We start from the raw sequence: 16,050 nt of genomic DNA on the forward strand, positions 1-16,050 counted from the left end.
TCATCCCCCGAAAGAAGACTCCCTCTTCAAGCTGGTGAAGGGCTTAAGGCCAGAGATAAGGGGGGATGAATTTTGGTTGGTGGTAGAAAAACCTCCCTCCATTTGATATAATAGGAACATACATTCTGTTGTGGGGTGAGGTGAAAATAATGCTAGTAAAAAAAGCGTTCAAATTTCGAATCTATCCAAACAAAGAACAAACAATCCTCATTGAAAAAACTTTCGGATGCGCTCGTTTTGTCTACAACTATTTTGTAGGAAAACAAATAGACAAGGAATCCTATTGGTATGTTGTGAATGAAATGGTTCAAAATGGTCAACTTCCTAGTAATAATTGGAGAGGGGAATTTTTCCATAAAAACAAGTCAATGAAAGAACTTCCTGAGTTGAAGAAACACTACCCATTTTTAAAAGAAGTAGACAGCATTGCACTGCAAAAGTCTGTTGAAATTGTGAACGATGCCTATACGCGCTATTATAAAAAACAAAATAGTGAGCCACGTTTTAAGTCAAAGAAGAATCCCATCCAATCGTATACAACAAAATACACAAATGGAAATATCACTATTGTGAAAAACAAAATAAAAATTCCAAAGCTTGGATTTGTACGATTTGCCAAAAGTCGTGAAGTACATGGGCGTATTATCAGTGCCACTATCAGGCGCCATCCAAGTGGTAAATACTTTATTTCTATTTTGTCCGAAATAGAAGTACAACCCATGAAAAAGACAGGGTCCATCATTGGGATAGATGTAGGATTAAAGGATTTTGCAACATTGTCGGATGGTACAATCTATCATAATCCGAAGTTTTTCCACACATTAGAAGAAAAGTTAGCAAAAGCACAACGTATTCTTTCTAGACGAAAATTAGGATCATCCAATTGGCTCAAGCAACGGATAAAAGTGGCTCGTATTCACGACAAGATTGCAAATGCAAGGAAGGATATGTTAGACAAGATCTCCACACAAATTGTCAAAAACCACGACATTATTGGGATTGAGGACTTATCTACGAAAAATATGATGAAAAATAAAAACCTTGCCAAGGCCATTAGTGAAGTCTCATGGTCCAAATTTAGAACAATGTTGGAATATAAAGCAAGATGGTATGGAAAAGAAGTAGTGGCCGTGGCGAAAAACTTTGCCTCCAGTCAACTATGTTCAAATTGTGGTTATAAGCATAAAGACGTTAAAAACCTTGCTTTGCGTGAATGGACTTGCCCGAAATGTATGTGCCATCACCGAAGTCGTGATATTAACGCAAGTATAAATATTCGTAATGAAGCGTTACGATTAACCGCAGGAACTGCGGGGATAGCCTAATCCATAACTAACCGATAGGTTAGTGTTCTTAGGAATCCCCCACTTCAAACAACTCGTAAGAGCTTTAAGTGGCGGGTAGTTCAAAAACTGTACTTAATTTCGTCTTGTGAATATGTTAGGAAAGGGAGGTTTTCAATCATGAAAGAATATTATTTTAATCCAGAGGTAAAATTATTGTTAATTCAACAATCAGATGAAAAAGTAAAAGTAGTATATGATGATAATGAATCTGAATTTTTATTACCATTTATCAGTGCAAGACCGCCATTTTATACGAATCCCAGATATGTACCAGAATTTCCGATTATTTAAAAAGGGTCTGGCCCTATTGGGATAGGGCAGACCCTTTATTTACTTCTCCATCAAATTAGTCAGTTGTACTTCAATTTCATTAGCAGGATCATCTAGTGGGTACACGCGAGCTGTATTGCTTTCTTTATTTACATGCTGGATGTATACAGGTTTTCCATTATAGGTAACATATTTCATCTCAGGTGATTCAGCAATTTCTTTTGCTCGTTGTATATTCATTTGTAATCCCCCTTTTATGGTCCTGATTCAATAAGCCCATCGAGATCAACTTCTTGAGAGTGATGCATTTCATCCAATGGAAATATCGTGGCGGTATCTGAATTTATTTGTTGTAAGTAAACCGGTATCCCACGGTAGTTCACATTAATCATATGAGATGCATTAATAATCTCTTGTGCACGGTCTCTCTCCATGTAAGCAGCCTCCTTCACTGAAGCTCTGTCTTTATTTTTCTCCTGTATTTCAACAAATATGAGAGGGAGAAAAAGGATAGAAACAGATGACGAGCATAAACAAATGAAATGGGGAAAAGATAAAAATATCCGCAAGATACTTATTTGCGTATGATTTCGTTAATAGATCTATTTCCATGAAATAATTCATTCACCCATAAAGTTGCAGCACCAATTACGTCTGCATGTTGTCCAAGCATCGAAGGAATCAGATCAAGTTTTTCTGTGTTAACTTTTAAAGAGTGTTTGAATGCAGAATCCCTTAAAGAGTCAAATAAAATATCACCTGCTCTTAGCACTCCACCTGTGATAATTACCTTTTGAGGATTGAATAAGTTAATTAATGTACCAATACCAATGCCGATATATCTCCCTGCCTCTTGTATATGTTGGATAACTAAATTATCACCATGATTTGCGGCATGATACAAATGTTCCATTGTAATTTCTTCGGGATGATTCACTAATTCATTTAACATTGTTGGAAAACCTTTTTTCACCTTTTTAATCACTTGCTTTAATAAGGCAGGCTCACTTGCTATTGCTTCTAGACAGCCATAATTGCCACAGGCACATTTTATTCCCTCATCGTCTACGATCGTATGCCCAATTTGACCACCACCAAAGTTGAATCCATGGAATAATTCATCACCATTCATAATCCCTGCACCTATACCATAATCGATATTTAGTGTGATGAAAGAACTCGTCTCCTTTTTCCCTCCACCAAACCATCTTTCAGCTAATGTTAAAGTGTTACAATCATTATCTACTAAAACAGGGAGTTGCGTCTCATTCGCTACATACTCTCCAATTGGAAAATAGCCCCAATCTAAATGAGGAGGATAAATAGAAGCTCCTTCAAATGGATTAATAATTCCGTGCATCCCGATTCCAATTCCATACACTTTATGTTCAGAGGATTGTAGCTTATTTACTAGCAGGATGATTTGTTTACATACATTTTCAGGAGTTGGATTGTTGGGGAGTGGCTTGGAGTGAATGTCGATGACTTCCCCACCTATGTTAACAATTGCTGCTTTCATTCTTTGAGATCCAACTACAATTCCAATAAAATGAATATTTGTTCTTTTTAGTTGATGCATCATTGGAAAGCGACCACGTTTAATTTTTACATGCCCAGTATTCTCGATAAGTTGAAAGTCTTCAAGGTCGTTTAAAATATCTGTAATCGCTGGGATTGTTAGTTTTGTATGTTCGGATAATTGCGCTTTCGACATGGATCCCAGATCATGTAGGCATTTTAAAATTACTTTCTGGTTATAAGTCCTCATCGCTTCACGGCTAAGCTTCATAGGTGAAACTCTCAATTTTACTTCACCTCATCATTTAATAGACTATCAATATATTGCAGTTATTTTAACTAACTTTAATTAATAAGACAATAGTACCATAATACTTTGCATACATTGTAGTTGTATGTCGGTAAAAACACATAATTTATGATTGAATTATTAAAGTTACTTTGTTAAACTTTCGTTAATGATACCGCTTTCAAACATGCGTTTAAGGAGAGGTGAACATATTGCAACAATTATTGAATAAAGTTGCCATCATTACAGGTAGTGGTCGTGGAATAGGAAGAGGTATTGCAAAACACTTTGCTTCTGAAGGTGCGAAAGTAGTTATTGCTACTCTTGATGAGCAGGAAGGATTAGAGGTGGAACAGGAAATTCTACAAGCAGGAGGTAGTGCATTATGTATTCCTACAGATGTAGAATCAGACAGTAGTATTCAATCTATGGTGGATAAAACAATTGAAAAGTTTTCTAAAATTGATGTGCTAGTTAATAATGCCGGAATTACATTATTTAAACCTTTATTCGAAGCTACCCTAGAGGATTGGAATCGAGTCATCAATATTGATTTACGAGGTAGTTTCCTATGTTCCAAGTATGTTGCCAAACATATGAAGAATAGTGGAGGGGGTTCCATCATCAATATTTCTTCCAACCATGCGATTGCCACACTACCAGATACGGAAATGTATGCTGCAGCAAAAGGTGGTATAAATTCAATGACAAAAAGCATGGCCTTAAGTCTAGGGAAGTATAATATCAGAGTCAATGCGATCTGTCCTGGTTTTACAGATACTCCGCACTATCGCACATGGCTTGATCAACATGAGAATCCTAGTCTTATAGAGAATGAAGTATTAAAGTTACATGCACATGGTAAAATTTGTACTCCAGAAGATATTGCCAATTTAGCCTTATTTTTAGCGACAGATCAATCAAGTAAAATGACCGGAGAAAGCATCGTTTTAGATGGCGGCTTAAGTTATCGATTATATCAATCTATATAACTTATTAATTTTAGAAAGGGGTTCATGAAATGCCAGTCCATAACCTTCATAATGTAGGGACAATGGAAAAAATTGATTTAGCAGGGCAATGGAATTACGAGCTTGACTATAACGATTTAGGTGAAAAAGAAAGTTGGTATAGTAGGATATTATCTCTTTCTAATTTCCAACTTCCAGGTACAACAGCTGAGAATGAAGTTGGAGAACCTCTAGAAATGGAACTTAACTTAACGAAAGAAACTGTAAAAAGCTTAAGACAGAAATATCGCTATGTTGGTGCAGCCTGGTATCAAAAAAAGATACATATCCCGAAACAATGGCTGGGAAAAGGTGTTCAACTTTTCCTTGAACGAGTCATGTTTCAATCAACGATATGGGTTAATGGTCAAAAGGTAGGCACCGAGGACAGTTTATCTACTCCACATGTATACGACATCACAAATTATGTCACCCCAGACAAAGAAACTACAATCACGATTAGAATAGATAATCGCGATGTGCAAAATATAGGCCCCTATCCAAGCGCATATACAGATGAAACGCAAACTATTTGGAATGGAATAGTAGGGAAGTTAGAATTGCGTTCTTTTGAATTAGTTCATATTGGTCATGTGCAAATTACTCCAAATGTAAAAAATCATCAAGTAGAGTCTTTAATAGAAATTAATAATCTATTGAATTCTGAAGTAGAAGCTTCTATAGATGTAGAGGTAATCAGTGCGGAAGGCAATATAATCGGTGCTCCTGTAAAAGTAACCGACAACTTTCGTGAAGGGAAAAATATCGTTCCAATTAAAAATGTAGTTGGTAATGAGGTTACATATTGGGATGAATTTGAAGCGAATCTTTATGGATTACGCGTATCTGTTATCGATAGCAATGGAAATAAAGAGCAAAAAACAATCCCATTTGGTATGAAGGAATTTAAAGTAGCTGATACACAATTTGAGGTGAATGGAAGAAGAATTTTTCTAAGGGGAACGTTAGATTGCTGTATTTATCCATTAACAGGATATCCTCCTATGGATAAACAGACATGGCTAGAAGTGTTCCAAGTTGTGAAAGATTATGGCTTAAACCATATTCGATTCCATTCATGGTGTCCACCGGAAGCGGCATTTTCTGCTGCAGATGCATTAGGTTTGTATTTAAATGTAGAAGCCCCAATGTGGATGGATAATTGGAGTGATTATCCAGTAGGGGCATTTGATAGTCATTATCGCTATTTACCGAAGGAAGCAATAAGAATATTGAAAGAGTATGGTCACCATCCAAGCTTTTGTATGTTTAGTAATGGAAATGAATTAAATGGGGACTTTGATCTATTGCACAATATGATTGTCTTGTTAAAGGATATAGACCCAACGAAAGTGTATACACTTACATCGAATTGGGACCGGAAAGTAGATAGTGCGGATGATTATTTTTGTGCACAAACAGTAGATGGTGTAGGTATTAGAGGTCAATATTATTTAGATGAAATGGTACAAGGAACGATGCTTGATTATAAGGAAGGCGTATCGTTACGAAATATGCCAGTTGTATCCCATGAAATTGGTCAATATAGTGTGTATCCAGATATGGGAGAAATCCAAAAATACACCGGGGTATTGAGGCCAATAAACTTTGAAGTGATCAAACAGGATTTAATCGAAAAGAACATGTTGAAGTATAGCAAGGATTTTACTCATAATTCAGGGAAGCTAGCTGCCAATCTGTATAAAGAAGAAGTGGAAGCAGCATTACGGACGCAAGGATTTGCTGGATTTCAATTATTAGATATTCATGATTTTCCAGGGCAGAGTACTGCGACAGTAGGGCTACTCAATTCTTTCTGGGAATCGAAGGGGATCATAAGTGGGGAGGAATTCCGTAAATTTTGCTCCGAAACAGTACCAATATTACGTATCGATAAACGGATTTACTCCAATAAAGAGGCAATATCGGCCAAGATTGAAGTTAGTCATTATGGTCCAAGGGATTTGCCAGATGCCACAATCAATTGGAAGCTGACTGATCAATTACATGTACTTGCTAGTGGCAACTTTAAGTCCACTAATATAAAGAGTGGCGAGGTTACGTTAATCGGTTTAGTAGAAAATATACATCTCGATATGATTGATAAGGCATCACAGCTTTCTTTTATCGTTGAAATAGAGGGAACAAATTATAAGAACAAATGGGATATATGGGTTTATCCTGATGTGAATGTGACTGTAGAAGATAATGTAGTTATTACTACCGTTTTTAATGTGGAAACGGAAAAATACTTACAGGATGGAAGAAAGGTATTATTACTTCCAAGCTCTTATGGATTGGAGGCTATTTCAAAAGGTGGGTTTTTCCCTGTTTTTTGGAGTCCTATTCATTTTAAAAGTCAAGATCCATGTGGAATTACTTGTAACAATACGCATCCTATTTTTAATGAGTTTCCAACGGATACTTTTGCTCATTACCAATGGAAAGATTTATTGGAGAACTCTTTTTCTATTCATATTGATGAGCTTCCTGTTGATTTTGAGCCAATTGTTACCGTAATCCCTAACTTTTTTAATAACAGCAGAATGACAAATTTATTTGAAGCAACTGTTGGAAATGGGAAGTTAGTTGTTTGTTCCATGGATATTTCAAATGATTTACATGAACGAATAGCAGCCAAACAGTTGAAGAATAGTATTCTACACTATATGCAGTCTGATAAATTTTCGCCAACTCAACAACTTCGTATAGAGGAGTTAAGAAATGTGCTAGCTCCGAAAAAGAGGGGGGGAGTAGATGATACAAGAGTCGACTTAGCATTGAATAAAAAAGCAATTGCTACGAGCGAAAAATCATTAAGCTTCTCTGCCAAAAAAGGAAATGACGGAAATATTACTACTTATTGGAGTGCTGCAGATGCATCCACTGGACATTGGTGGCAAGTTGATTTAGAGAAAGTTTACGAGATTAGTGGAACAAGAGTTACTTTTAGTGAGGCAGAAAATTACTTGTATGTCATTAAAGTTTCGGAAGATGGAGAGAATTGGCGGTTGGTAGTGAACCAAACAGGAAAATCAAGTAAACAAACAGTGATGGATGATGTATTTGAAGCAAAAGCAAGGTATGTAAGAATTGTTTACACTGGTTTACCATCTGGAATTTGGGCAAGTCATAAGGAATTTCAAGTATTTCTAAAAGAGTAATAGTTTGAAAAGACTTTTCTAAGTAAGTACTAACCTTTGGAGGTGTAATAGTGAAGAAATCAAAATATTATTTGATTTTGTTCCTTTTATTCGGATTAGTTATCTCTTCTAGTGCTCACCCTAGTAACACCTTTGCTGAAGAGAATAAAGGAGTTGAGCGAGAGCCTATGAGTACAGAAATTCGAAATGTGGATGGTGTGAATGTACTATTCCAATATGGAAAACCAGTACCTTCTTTTGACACATGGAATAAAGAAGAAAAAGGCAGAACTTTAACATCTCTAAGTGGAAAATGGAAGTTTAAATATGACCCTGAAAATGAAGGGCTAGAACATCAGTGGTTTAGTAAATCTCATGATGACAGTAGCTGGGATAAACAAAACGTACCTGGAAGTTGGGATTTATATGATACAGAAGATTTCGGATCATATGATGGCAGCAACTACGGGGAAGGCAGTGCTTTTTATGATGGCTACGCCTGGTATAGAACATCATTTAAGGCTCATGCAAAATGGAAGGATCAATTTATTAAATTGAACTTTCTTGGTGTGAATTATCGCGCATGGGTATACATCAATGGAGAAGAGGTAGCTGTTCATGAGGGTGGTCATACACCATTTTCGATTGATATTAGTGAATATGTTGAACCGGGAAAAGATAATGTAATTGCTGTAAGAGTGTATAGGAGACCATGGTATGACACTTACACTGGAGAAGTCCAAAATGAAATTAGAGATAACAAAGAGATTCCATACAAACCTGTTGACTATTGGCCTTATGCAGGGATTACTCGTGATGTATATTTGGAAGTTACATCCCCAGTAACCGTTAGTAAAGTAATCACAAAAGCCCAAGACAATAAACTTCACGTATCTGCCGTTATTTTCAATAACGGTATGAAAAAGGAAACGAAGCAAATAAATATTGAACCAGAAAGGAAAACTGGAGGATCCGCTGTTAAAGAGGAAGTGTCGCTTAAACCAGGTGAAGTAAAGGTAGTTCAAACAACGATAGATATTCCAAAAGCGAAAAAGTGGGATACACAGGATCCAAATTTATATGAGGTAACTGCATCTTTATCCAATAGAAAAGGAGAGTTAGAGGATAGTTTAACAGCTACTTTTGGAATGCGTACCATTGATGCCCAAAATGGACAATTAAGATTGAATGGCCGCCAAATCTTACTTAAAGGTGTGAATTGGCATGAAGAGACAGATAAAAGTGGTCGTTCCATGTCAATTGCAGAATTGAAAAAAGAACTACGTATGGTACTAGATTTAAATGCAAACTTTATCCGCAATAGTGTGTACAATCGACATCCGTATGTGTATGAATTTGCTAATAAAAATGGATTATTGGTCATGGATGATATTGATAATATGTGGCTAAATACGGAGCAAGAAGAGTATCAAACAAATGTGTATGGATTATCAAGAGCGTTGGCTGCATCCATGACATGGAATCAAATTAATGATCCATCTGTTATCTTGTGGGGATTACAAAATGAATCGGAAATTGGAACTGACGCTACTATATATCGTAATTGGATTGCTGATATGAAGGAAGCGGTGAAATTATTAGACGTTCAGGATAGACCTGTAACTTGGGCATCTAGTAGTAGCTGGGATCCGGCTTTTGATTTGGCAGATGTAATAGGGTTTAATGAATACTTTGGCTATTTTTATGGGAAAAATGAAGATTTAGGAACTACCTTAGACATTGTTCATCAGCAATACCCTGATAAGCCAATACTGATTACAGAAAATGGAACATGGTCCTTGTATGGAAATCATGGGGATGAAAATGTCGCAGGAACAGAAGAATGGCAGGCAGCAAACTTTACAAGTCATTGGAATCAAATTGTAGAAAGAAAAGATTTTATGGCAGGGTATACATTCTGGAATTTAAAGGATTATAAACAGCGAATGACCTACAATCACGAATATAACGGAATATCTGCAATGGGCTTAATTACTTTTAATGGAAAAGGAAAGCGACTCGTTTATGATCGGTTTAAAGAGGCTGAAAACCCTCTAGAATAATAACCTTATCGCTTCATTCTAGTTGCGTAAAAATCTTATGGGAGAGTTCCAAGTTAATAGAATGTAAGGGATGGAAATTGAATCGGCAATTCTTCCATCCCTTTGTTCTTGAAAATTTATCAAAAGCAATTGTGTTTTTATTAAAGGGATATACCTATTTTTCTAGAACTAATAGTAGTGTAAGAAAATCTAGTTCATATTAAACAGTAGGAGGGAAAAATAATGAGATTTGCATTTATGACCGCTAATTTTGTTGCAAGAGAATTAAACTACGAAAATAGTAATGATTGGGGTGCATGTCATCAGGCTACATATGATGCATTTCATGGACCGAATTTCGAGTCAAAATTCGAAGAAATGATAGCGTTAACAAAAGATATGGGTTTTAATGCAATCGAACTATGGGTCGCTCATTTGGATCCACTCCACGCTACTCCTGAAATGATCAATAAAGCGGTGGAGATTTTGCAAAAGTATGATGTGGACGCAGTTGCGTATACAGCTGGATTTGGTGCACCAGGGGTAACCGAGGAGGAGGCTACGAAAACCTTTGCTACGGCAAAAGCAATTGGAGCAAAAGTGTTAGCGAATGCTTTCCATCCTGATAATGGACCAATTGTACAAGAACTAGCAAAAGAAAATGGGATCTATATGGGCTTAGAAAATCATCCGGAAAAATCGGCACAAGAAGTGATAGATAAAGTAAGCCCGTTTGCACCATGGGTTGGTGCTGCTATTGATACAGGTTGGTTTGCTACACATGGCTATGATGCAGTTCAAGCAACAAAAGAATTACAAAATAATCTTGTACATGTACATTTAAAAGATATAAAAGCAGCTGGAGCTCATGATACATGTACATTAGGTGATGGAATAGTGGACATAAAAGGTGTTTTATCAGTATTAAAGGAAATTAATTATGATGGAATTATTACGATTGAGCATGAGCCACATGATCATGATCCAACGGAAGATGTAATCGAAAGTATAAAAAGAGTTAAATCATGGTGGGCGGAAGTAGAGGCAGAGGGAGTTAAGGGATAATGGCGAATAAATTACGGATTGGGATTATTGGAGCGGGATCCATCGCAACGGCACATATGCATGGATTTGGCCAATTACAAGAAGATGTGATATTAGACGCGGTTACCGATATAAATTTAGAATTGGCAAAAAACCGTGCAAAGGAATTTGGAGTTAGAAGGGTAATCGAAAGTAGCGAAGAACTACTCCAAGATAAAAGTATTGATGCTGTTGTAATAGCTGTTCCTAATAAATGGCACGCTCCCTTAGCCATACAAGCTTTACAGGCAGGAAAACATATATTGCTGGAAAAACCGATGGCGATTAATGGGGAAGCTGCAAAAGAAATTAGGAAGGCACAGAAAGAATCAGGGAAAATTGTAATGATCCCTCACCAATTACGCTGGCAAGCTAGTGCACTAGAAGTGAAAAAACAAGTAGAAGATAGTAGCCTAGGAAAAATATATTATGCTAAAACAACGAATTTAAGAAGAAAGGGAATCCCTGGTTGGGGTAGTTGGTTTACGCAAAAGGAGCTTTCAGGAGGTGGACCATTAATTGATATCGGTGTCCATATGTTAGATCTCACCCTGTGGTTGATGGGAAATCCAAAGCCAGTTAGCGTGTATGGATCAACATATGCAGCATTTGGACCTGAGAAAAAAGGGCTTGGCTCCTGGGGCACTCCGAATTGGAATGGCACATTTGACGTAGAGGATCTCGCAACTGCTTTAGTTAAAATGGATGATGGTTCTACGTTATCGTTAGAAGTAAGTTGGGCCGCACATAAAGATACGGATGACACTGCGACTGTTCAATTAATGGGTACAGAGGGTGGTGCTTTATTAAAAGGAAACACATTAAGATTTTACACGGAAAAATTTAATCAACCGATTGATGTTGATATACCTGTCCTGACAGAAGAGTCTGAACGAATTTTATTAAATAAGCATTTTATTGAGTGTATTCGTGAAGGGAAGGAACCAATTTCTTCTTCTTTAACAGGACTAACGAATAACTTAATTATTGATGCGATATATGAATCTTCTGTTACTGGAAAAGAAGTATTGATTAATTGGGATTGAAAAATACAGATGATGACGTGACTGATGTCCCCTTAGCCTATTGATTGCATAGAATATTACAATTAATAGGATAAGGGGATGTAAATCTTTATGGGGCTATTTATTAATAATAATGAACATCCAAATGTTTATAAAAATAAAGAAGAAATAGCAACGCAAAATCAATCAGAATATAAATTTAATTTTTTAACAGAGCTTGTAAGGGAGCAGAGAGATGCAAATGATTCCTTACATCATTCTTTTCGTGACTTAATCATGTTGTATGAACAGCAAGGAAATGCACATACAGACCAACTGATGGAACTTGGCAATCATCTGAATGAATTGCGTGTAATAAGTGGTGAACATGAGCGATTTGAACATAATGTAATCGATATGCTTTCAAAATTAGATAAAGGGTATGAAGTGGTATTAGAAAATGATGATAAGCTAAGAGAAGAACTGTTTGAACAAATTAGTGTAATTGGAAAGACCAATGAGGAAATTGTTAGTCGACTAGAAAAATATGATACTGCAAATGAGCAGTTAGCAAAGAAATTAAGCGAACAATTGGAGATGCAGAAGCAATTGGCAGAGCGGGTAGATCAGCAGGAAGGAAAACAAGATGCTGTTTCTAGTAGACTTGAAAATCAAGAAGCACTAACAGAGAAAATATTACGGGAGATCCATCATATTAGAACCATTTTATTCGAAAGAACTAGCTATCTCGCAGAAAAGATTGAAAATGGTTATAAGGCTACATCTTCCTATATATACAAGTTGATTTCAGGATCTGAAAAACAATTGACTTTAGTGAAGAATAAAGAACCAGAGAAAAAAGTGAAATAAAAATACCCCCATCTTCCATTATAAGATGGGGGTATGTATATGTTTGGCAATCCTTAAGATGTAACGTTTTTGTCATTGTTTGGAATAGGTAATGAAATCACTTTTCCTCCAATTTGGACATGAATAGTATCTTTAAAAATAGCCTTAACAATTCCTTTTAAAGAAATAGGTGAATCAACAGATATACCCTTTTTATCAAAATTTTCTGCCGTCATCATCTTCACGCCTTCCAAATAATATTAATTACTTTCGAACTGGTGGAAAAAAACTATGATAATACTTTGTAATTTTTGTGTGCAACAACTGTTACAGGAGTATCGATTTTAAGTCTTTTTGCATCCATATTACTTATATATACTATAACACTTTCTTCTTTGACAATGGTAACTTTCCCCACAATTGAATACCCTTGTCTTGTAAAAATTACTTTATCACCAATCTTTGCCACTTTTTTATTTTCAAATACATTTTTTGAGGACGCTTCCATCCTATCCAACACCCCTTTATATTTGGTAGTTGTATATAAATAAAAATGTGCTTAAAATATAATATGAACTACAGTTCAAGTATTCCATATATACAAACTACCTGTCAATAGAAAACATGAACTTTATGTCAACTTTTTCTTGCGTATATGATATAGTAATGGTGAGGTGGTAGTATGTCTAAAGATGATGGACATCTAATAGGTAAATTTCCTGCTCTTCCGAAACAAGAACGTGCTCATCAGAAAAGAGAAGCACTTATGGAAAGCGGGCGATTTTTGTTTATTTCTAAGGGGTATGAAAGCACAACCGCAAAAGAAATTGCTGCACATGCGAATGTAGCTACAGGGACATTTTACCGTTATTTTTCTGATAAACGACAATTATTAATGTCGTTATTAGAAGATCAATTAGAAAAAATTATGCCACCAGAGCCTACATGGGTGCATGGTGACCCAGAATATTTATTAGCAACCTTATTAGCAAAACATTCCGAGGACTTAAATAAACTGGGCTTACACCGAGTTTTGCCGGAACTATTACCACATGACCCAGAATTGGCTGAAGTAATTACGAATGCACGCTTGAAGATACACTTCATGATGGTGGAAGTATTGGAACAAGCACATCAGGAATCACTTACATGGACAGATTTGGATTTAGATTCCGTCTCTTGGGCAATTATTGCTGTCCTAGAGAAATTACCTCAAAAAGAGGCGGAAAGTGGTAGTAAGGCCGACTATGAGAAAATCGCAAAAGTTATTTGTCGTATGATTTTCCCACCTGAAATAATAGAACAATTACAAAGTGGTGAGAAAACGCTTTAAACTTTATGTAGGCAATGTCGAGAATTAGGCGACATTGCATTTTTGTTTTTACCGCTTTTATCCAAAAGGCTGTAACAGCAAACTACTACCATCCACATTCCCATCGAATAAAAAACGAAGGAATATTATAAACATATACGACCTTCTTGGAAAAAAGATTCAAAAATTTTATTATTTTTTTCAACTTTTTTGTATAATTAAAAATAGTGAGTATTTTCATCTTGCTTAATTAGATGGGAGACGTTTGTAGATGAAAGGAAAGGTTTGGTTCATCCGTTTAGCATTATTTAGTTTCTTATGGATTGTTTTTTTTCTAAGTGAAAGAATTCAAGATACATATTTCCCTTTTGTATTATTTATTTGTGCTGTTGCTTTTTGCCTTTACTTTTTCCTCCCGATAATGAAGCGTCCTGTTATTCTATACATTTTATTACACACCTTGCTTTTTAGTTTAGTCTTTATGGATATAGCATTAAATTGGTTAACTATATTTATATTCTATATTGTGTTGGAAGCAATATTTCATTTGCCCAAAAAAGTACTTATTTCCTTCTCCATTTATAGTGCTTTATTAATTGTATTTGCTTTTCTATATCGTAATGATTGGTCTTTCGTTTTAGCTATTATTATTTGTTTTATTCTTTTTCTATTAATCTCATTAAATCAATACATATGGGAGCGCAAGGATCAACAGTATTTATACGATCAATTATTAGGTGAGTATCGTCAATTAAAACGCTCGAAAATAGAACATGAACGTGTCGTCCGATTGGAAGAAAGGACAAGAATAGCTCGGGATATTCATGACTCTGTTGGGCATAAATTAACGGCACTATTAATGCAGTTGCAAATGATTTCTATGGAGAATGATAGTGATGAATATAAAGAGCTGAAACGATTAGCAGCAGAGAGTCTGGAAGAGACGAGGCACGCGGTGAAGACATTGAAGAATGACGAAGTTGCTGGAATTGCTTCCGTACTTCAACTTATTCGGAAGTTAGAAGCAGAAAATCACTTGCTTGTGCGTTTTACAACGAAACAAGGTGTATTGAACACAGATTTATCAAATGAACAAAGTATAACACTATATCGTTCTATTCAAGAAGGTCTAACTAATGCGATGAAGCACAGTTCATCTCGAGAAGTGAGTGTTACTTTAGGGCGCTCAGCGATAGGTGCATTAGAATGGGTAATCTCAAACCCAATCACAAGCCCAATTCCATTTGAGCTTGGCTTTGGATTAACAGCGATGAAGGAGCGAGTGGAGGAGCAAGGTGGGAGCTTCCGCGTGTATCAAACAGAAAAAGCGTTTGTAGTAGAAGGCTCCATGCCGGTGAAGGGGATGACAGCTTAATGGTAAACATTTTACTTGTTGAAGATCAGGTAATTGTAAGAAAAGGGTTAAGAATGATATTAGAAACAGTGGATAATTTCTCCGTTGTTGCTGAAGCAGGGGATGGGATGGAAGCAGTAGCATTAATGGAGAAACATGAGATTGACATTGTATTATTGGACATCCGCATGCCAAAAAGAAATGGTGTCGAAACTACAAAATTGATAAAACAGCGCTGGCCACATGTAAAAATACTCGTCCTTACGACCTTTAATGATGATGAAGCGGCTCTTCAAACGTTGAAGGATGGAGCAAATGGCTTTTTATTAAAAACTGCAGATCCGGAGAAGTTAATTCAAGCTGTACATAGTTGTTTAGAAGGTGGGCTTGTTCTGAATGAAGAAGTGGCAGCGAAAATGATGCCAAAATTACTAGATGACAAGAAGCTGGATAAACATCAACCGGTACATATTCCGTTGACAGAACGAGAACTAGAAATTGTTCGCCTTGTTGGAGAAGGAAAAACGAATAAAGAAATTGCCGCTGAGTTGTTTTTATCTATTGGTACAGTCAAGAATCATATTACACAAATCCTCCAACAACTGGATCTTCGTGACAGAACTCAATTAGCGATATATGCAGTGAAAAATGATTTAGTGTAGCGGTCTATCCAACGGTCATCGAGATGACTTGTTGGATAGACTTTTTTGTTTACATATTATTAGCGCAATGGGGATTTCCTGGTCTAACGGACATTATGAGTGGGTAATGAAGATGAACTGTCTATTAGGTCGGCTCTATCGGACATATTGAGCGGGTAATGAAGGTGA

The 16,050-nt window shown here is 36.2% G+C and carries 16 protein-coding genes; 11 read left to right on the forward strand and 5 right to left on the reverse strand.

The features are described from left to right. Positions 1-149: 149 nt before the first annotated feature. On the forward strand, positions 150-1,325 hold the full coding sequence (tnpB, locus tag ACFPM4_RS11760; protein ID WP_382351745.1) for an IS200/IS605 family element RNA-guided endonuclease TnpB: 1,176 nt from the start codon (positions 150-152) through the stop codon (positions 1,323-1,325). A gap of 138 nt (positions 1,326-1,463) precedes the next feature. Then, a complete protein-coding gene (locus ACFPM4_RS11765; protein ID WP_186324589.1) occupies positions 1,464-1,637 on the forward strand; it encodes a hypothetical protein in 174 nt (57 codons plus the stop codon). A 39-nt stretch (positions 1,638-1,676) separates the two neighbouring features. Here ACFPM4_RS11765 and ACFPM4_RS11770 read toward each other — a convergent pair whose 3' ends face one another. From ACFPM4_RS11770 to ACFPM4_RS11780, 3 genes are all read right to left on the reverse strand, one after another. Next, entirely contained in the window at positions 1,677-1,856 is a 180-nt protein-coding gene (locus tag ACFPM4_RS11770) for a small acid-soluble spore protein H (RefSeq protein WP_382351748.1), read from the reverse strand. Positions 1,857-1,870: 14 nt separating this feature from the next. Continuing rightward, the gene (locus ACFPM4_RS11775; RefSeq protein ID WP_144919458.1) at positions 1,871-2,050 is read right to left on the reverse strand and encodes an H-type small acid-soluble spore protein; all 180 of its coding nucleotides are present in this window, start codon (positions 2,048-2,050) and stop codon (positions 1,871-1,873) included. Between the two features lie 140 nt (positions 2,051-2,190). After that, positions 2,191-3,405 (reverse strand): ROK family transcriptional regulator, encoded by a 1,215-nt coding sequence (locus ACFPM4_RS11780; RefSeq protein WP_382351751.1) that lies wholly within the window; start codon positions 3,403-3,405, stop codon positions 2,191-2,193. A gap of 230 nt (positions 3,406-3,635) precedes the next feature. Between ACFPM4_RS11780 and ACFPM4_RS11785 the strand changes: the two genes are divergently transcribed. From ACFPM4_RS11785 to ACFPM4_RS11810, 6 genes are all read left to right on the forward strand, one after another. Then, positions 3,636-4,415, forward strand: coding sequence for an SDR family NAD(P)-dependent oxidoreductase (locus ACFPM4_RS11785; protein ID WP_382351754.1), 780 nt, complete (start codon positions 3,636-3,638; stop codon positions 4,413-4,415). A 29-nt stretch (positions 4,416-4,444) separates the two neighbouring features. After that, complete coding sequence (locus tag ACFPM4_RS11790) at positions 4,445-7,597, forward strand: galactose-binding domain-containing protein (RefSeq protein ID WP_382351757.1); 3,153 nt, start codon at positions 4,445-4,447, stop codon at positions 7,595-7,597. A 50-nt stretch (positions 7,598-7,647) separates the two neighbouring features. Further along, positions 7,648-9,639, forward strand: a complete 1,992-nt coding sequence (locus ACFPM4_RS11795; RefSeq protein WP_382351760.1) for a glycoside hydrolase family 2 protein — start codon at positions 7,648-7,650, stop codon at positions 9,637-9,639. Positions 9,640-9,861: 222 nt separating this feature from the next. Beyond that, positions 9,862-10,683, forward strand: coding sequence for a sugar phosphate isomerase/epimerase family protein (locus tag ACFPM4_RS11800; protein WP_382351763.1), 822 nt, complete (start codon positions 9,862-9,864; stop codon positions 10,681-10,683). Further along, positions 10,683-11,747: a Gfo/Idh/MocA family protein gene (locus ACFPM4_RS11805; RefSeq protein ID WP_382351766.1), complete on the forward strand. Its 1,065-nt coding sequence runs from the start codon at positions 10,683-10,685 to the stop codon at positions 11,745-11,747. Before ACFPM4_RS11800 ends, ACFPM4_RS11805 begins: the two co-directional genes overlap by 1 nt. A gap of 90 nt (positions 11,748-11,837) precedes the next feature. Then, positions 11,838-12,575, forward strand: coding sequence for a hypothetical protein (locus ACFPM4_RS11810; RefSeq protein ID WP_382351769.1), 738 nt, complete (start codon positions 11,838-11,840; stop codon positions 12,573-12,575). Positions 12,576-12,628: 53 nt separating this feature from the next. Here the strand turns inward: ACFPM4_RS11810 and ACFPM4_RS11815 are convergent, their stop codons facing one another. Next, positions 12,629-12,793, reverse strand: a complete 165-nt coding sequence (locus ACFPM4_RS11815; RefSeq protein WP_186324602.1) for a hypothetical protein — start codon at positions 12,791-12,793, stop codon at positions 12,629-12,631. Positions 12,794-12,843: 50 nt separating this feature from the next. Next, positions 12,844-13,023, reverse strand: coding sequence for a DUF2187 family protein (locus ACFPM4_RS11820; protein ID WP_382351772.1), 180 nt, complete (start codon positions 13,021-13,023; stop codon positions 12,844-12,846). A gap of 213 nt (positions 13,024-13,236) precedes the next feature. On the opposite strand from ACFPM4_RS11820, the gene ACFPM4_RS11825 reads away from it, so the two are divergent. From ACFPM4_RS11825 to ACFPM4_RS11835, 3 genes are all read left to right on the forward strand, one after another. Beyond that, positions 13,237-13,887: a TetR/AcrR family transcriptional regulator gene (locus tag ACFPM4_RS11825; RefSeq protein WP_144919450.1), complete on the forward strand. Its 651-nt coding sequence runs from the start codon at positions 13,237-13,239 to the stop codon at positions 13,885-13,887. A 250-nt stretch (positions 13,888-14,137) separates the two neighbouring features. Continuing rightward, positions 14,138-15,241: a sensor histidine kinase gene (locus tag ACFPM4_RS11830; RefSeq protein WP_382351775.1), complete on the forward strand. Its 1,104-nt coding sequence runs from the start codon at positions 14,138-14,140 to the stop codon at positions 15,239-15,241. Next, positions 15,241-15,882, forward strand: coding sequence for a response regulator transcription factor (locus tag ACFPM4_RS11835; RefSeq protein WP_382351778.1), 642 nt, complete (start codon positions 15,241-15,243; stop codon positions 15,880-15,882). The genes ACFPM4_RS11830 and ACFPM4_RS11835 overlap by 1 nt, the downstream gene beginning before the upstream one ends. Positions 15,883-16,050: the final 168 nt, after the last annotated feature.

The organism is Lederbergia graminis, assembly GCF_042655485.1.
In the GTDB taxonomy this organism is placed as follows: domain Bacteria; phylum Bacillota; class Bacilli; order Bacillales; family Bacillaceae_C; genus Lederbergia; species Lederbergia graminis.

Bases quoted from the DNA above. Each gene is read 5' to 3' on its own strand.
- tnpB (WP_382351745.1), top strand. From the start codon at position 150: ATGCTAGTAAAAAAAGCGTTCAAATTTCGAATCTATCCAAACAAAGAA.
- ACFPM4_RS11765 (WP_186324589.1), top strand. From the start codon at position 1,464: ATGAAAGAATATTATTTTAATCCAGAGGTAAAATTATTGTTAATTCAA.
- ACFPM4_RS11770 (WP_382351748.1), bottom strand. From the start codon at position 1,856: ATGAATATACAACGAGCAAAAGAAATTGCTGAATCACCTGAGATGAAA.
- ACFPM4_RS11775 (WP_144919458.1), bottom strand. From the start codon at position 2,050: ATGGAGAGAGACCGTGCACAAGAGATTATTAATGCATCTCATATGATT.
- ACFPM4_RS11780 (WP_382351751.1), bottom strand. From the start codon at position 3,405: ATGAAGCTTAGCCGTGAAGCGATGAGGACTTATAACCAGAAAGTAATT.
- ACFPM4_RS11790 (WP_382351757.1), top strand. From the start codon at position 4,445: ATGCCAGTCCATAACCTTCATAATGTAGGGACAATGGAAAAAATTGAT.
- ACFPM4_RS11800 (WP_382351763.1), top strand. From the start codon at position 9,862: ATGAGATTTGCATTTATGACCGCTAATTTTGTTGCAAGAGAATTAAAC.
- ACFPM4_RS11805 (WP_382351766.1), top strand. From the start codon at position 10,683: ATGGCGAATAAATTACGGATTGGGATTATTGGAGCGGGATCCATCGCA.
- ACFPM4_RS11810 (WP_382351769.1), top strand. From the start codon at position 11,838: ATGGGGCTATTTATTAATAATAATGAACATCCAAATGTTTATAAAAAT.
- ACFPM4_RS11815 (WP_186324602.1), bottom strand. From the start codon at position 12,793: ATGATGACGGCAGAAAATTTTGATAAAAAGGGTATATCTGTTGATTCA.
- ACFPM4_RS11825 (WP_144919450.1), top strand. From the start codon at position 13,237: ATGTCTAAAGATGATGGACATCTAATAGGTAAATTTCCTGCTCTTCCG.
- ACFPM4_RS11830 (WP_382351775.1), top strand. From the start codon at position 14,138: ATGAAAGGAAAGGTTTGGTTCATCCGTTTAGCATTATTTAGTTTCTTA.
- ACFPM4_RS11835 (WP_382351778.1), top strand. From the start codon at position 15,241: ATGGTAAACATTTTACTTGTTGAAGATCAGGTAATTGTAAGAAAAGGG.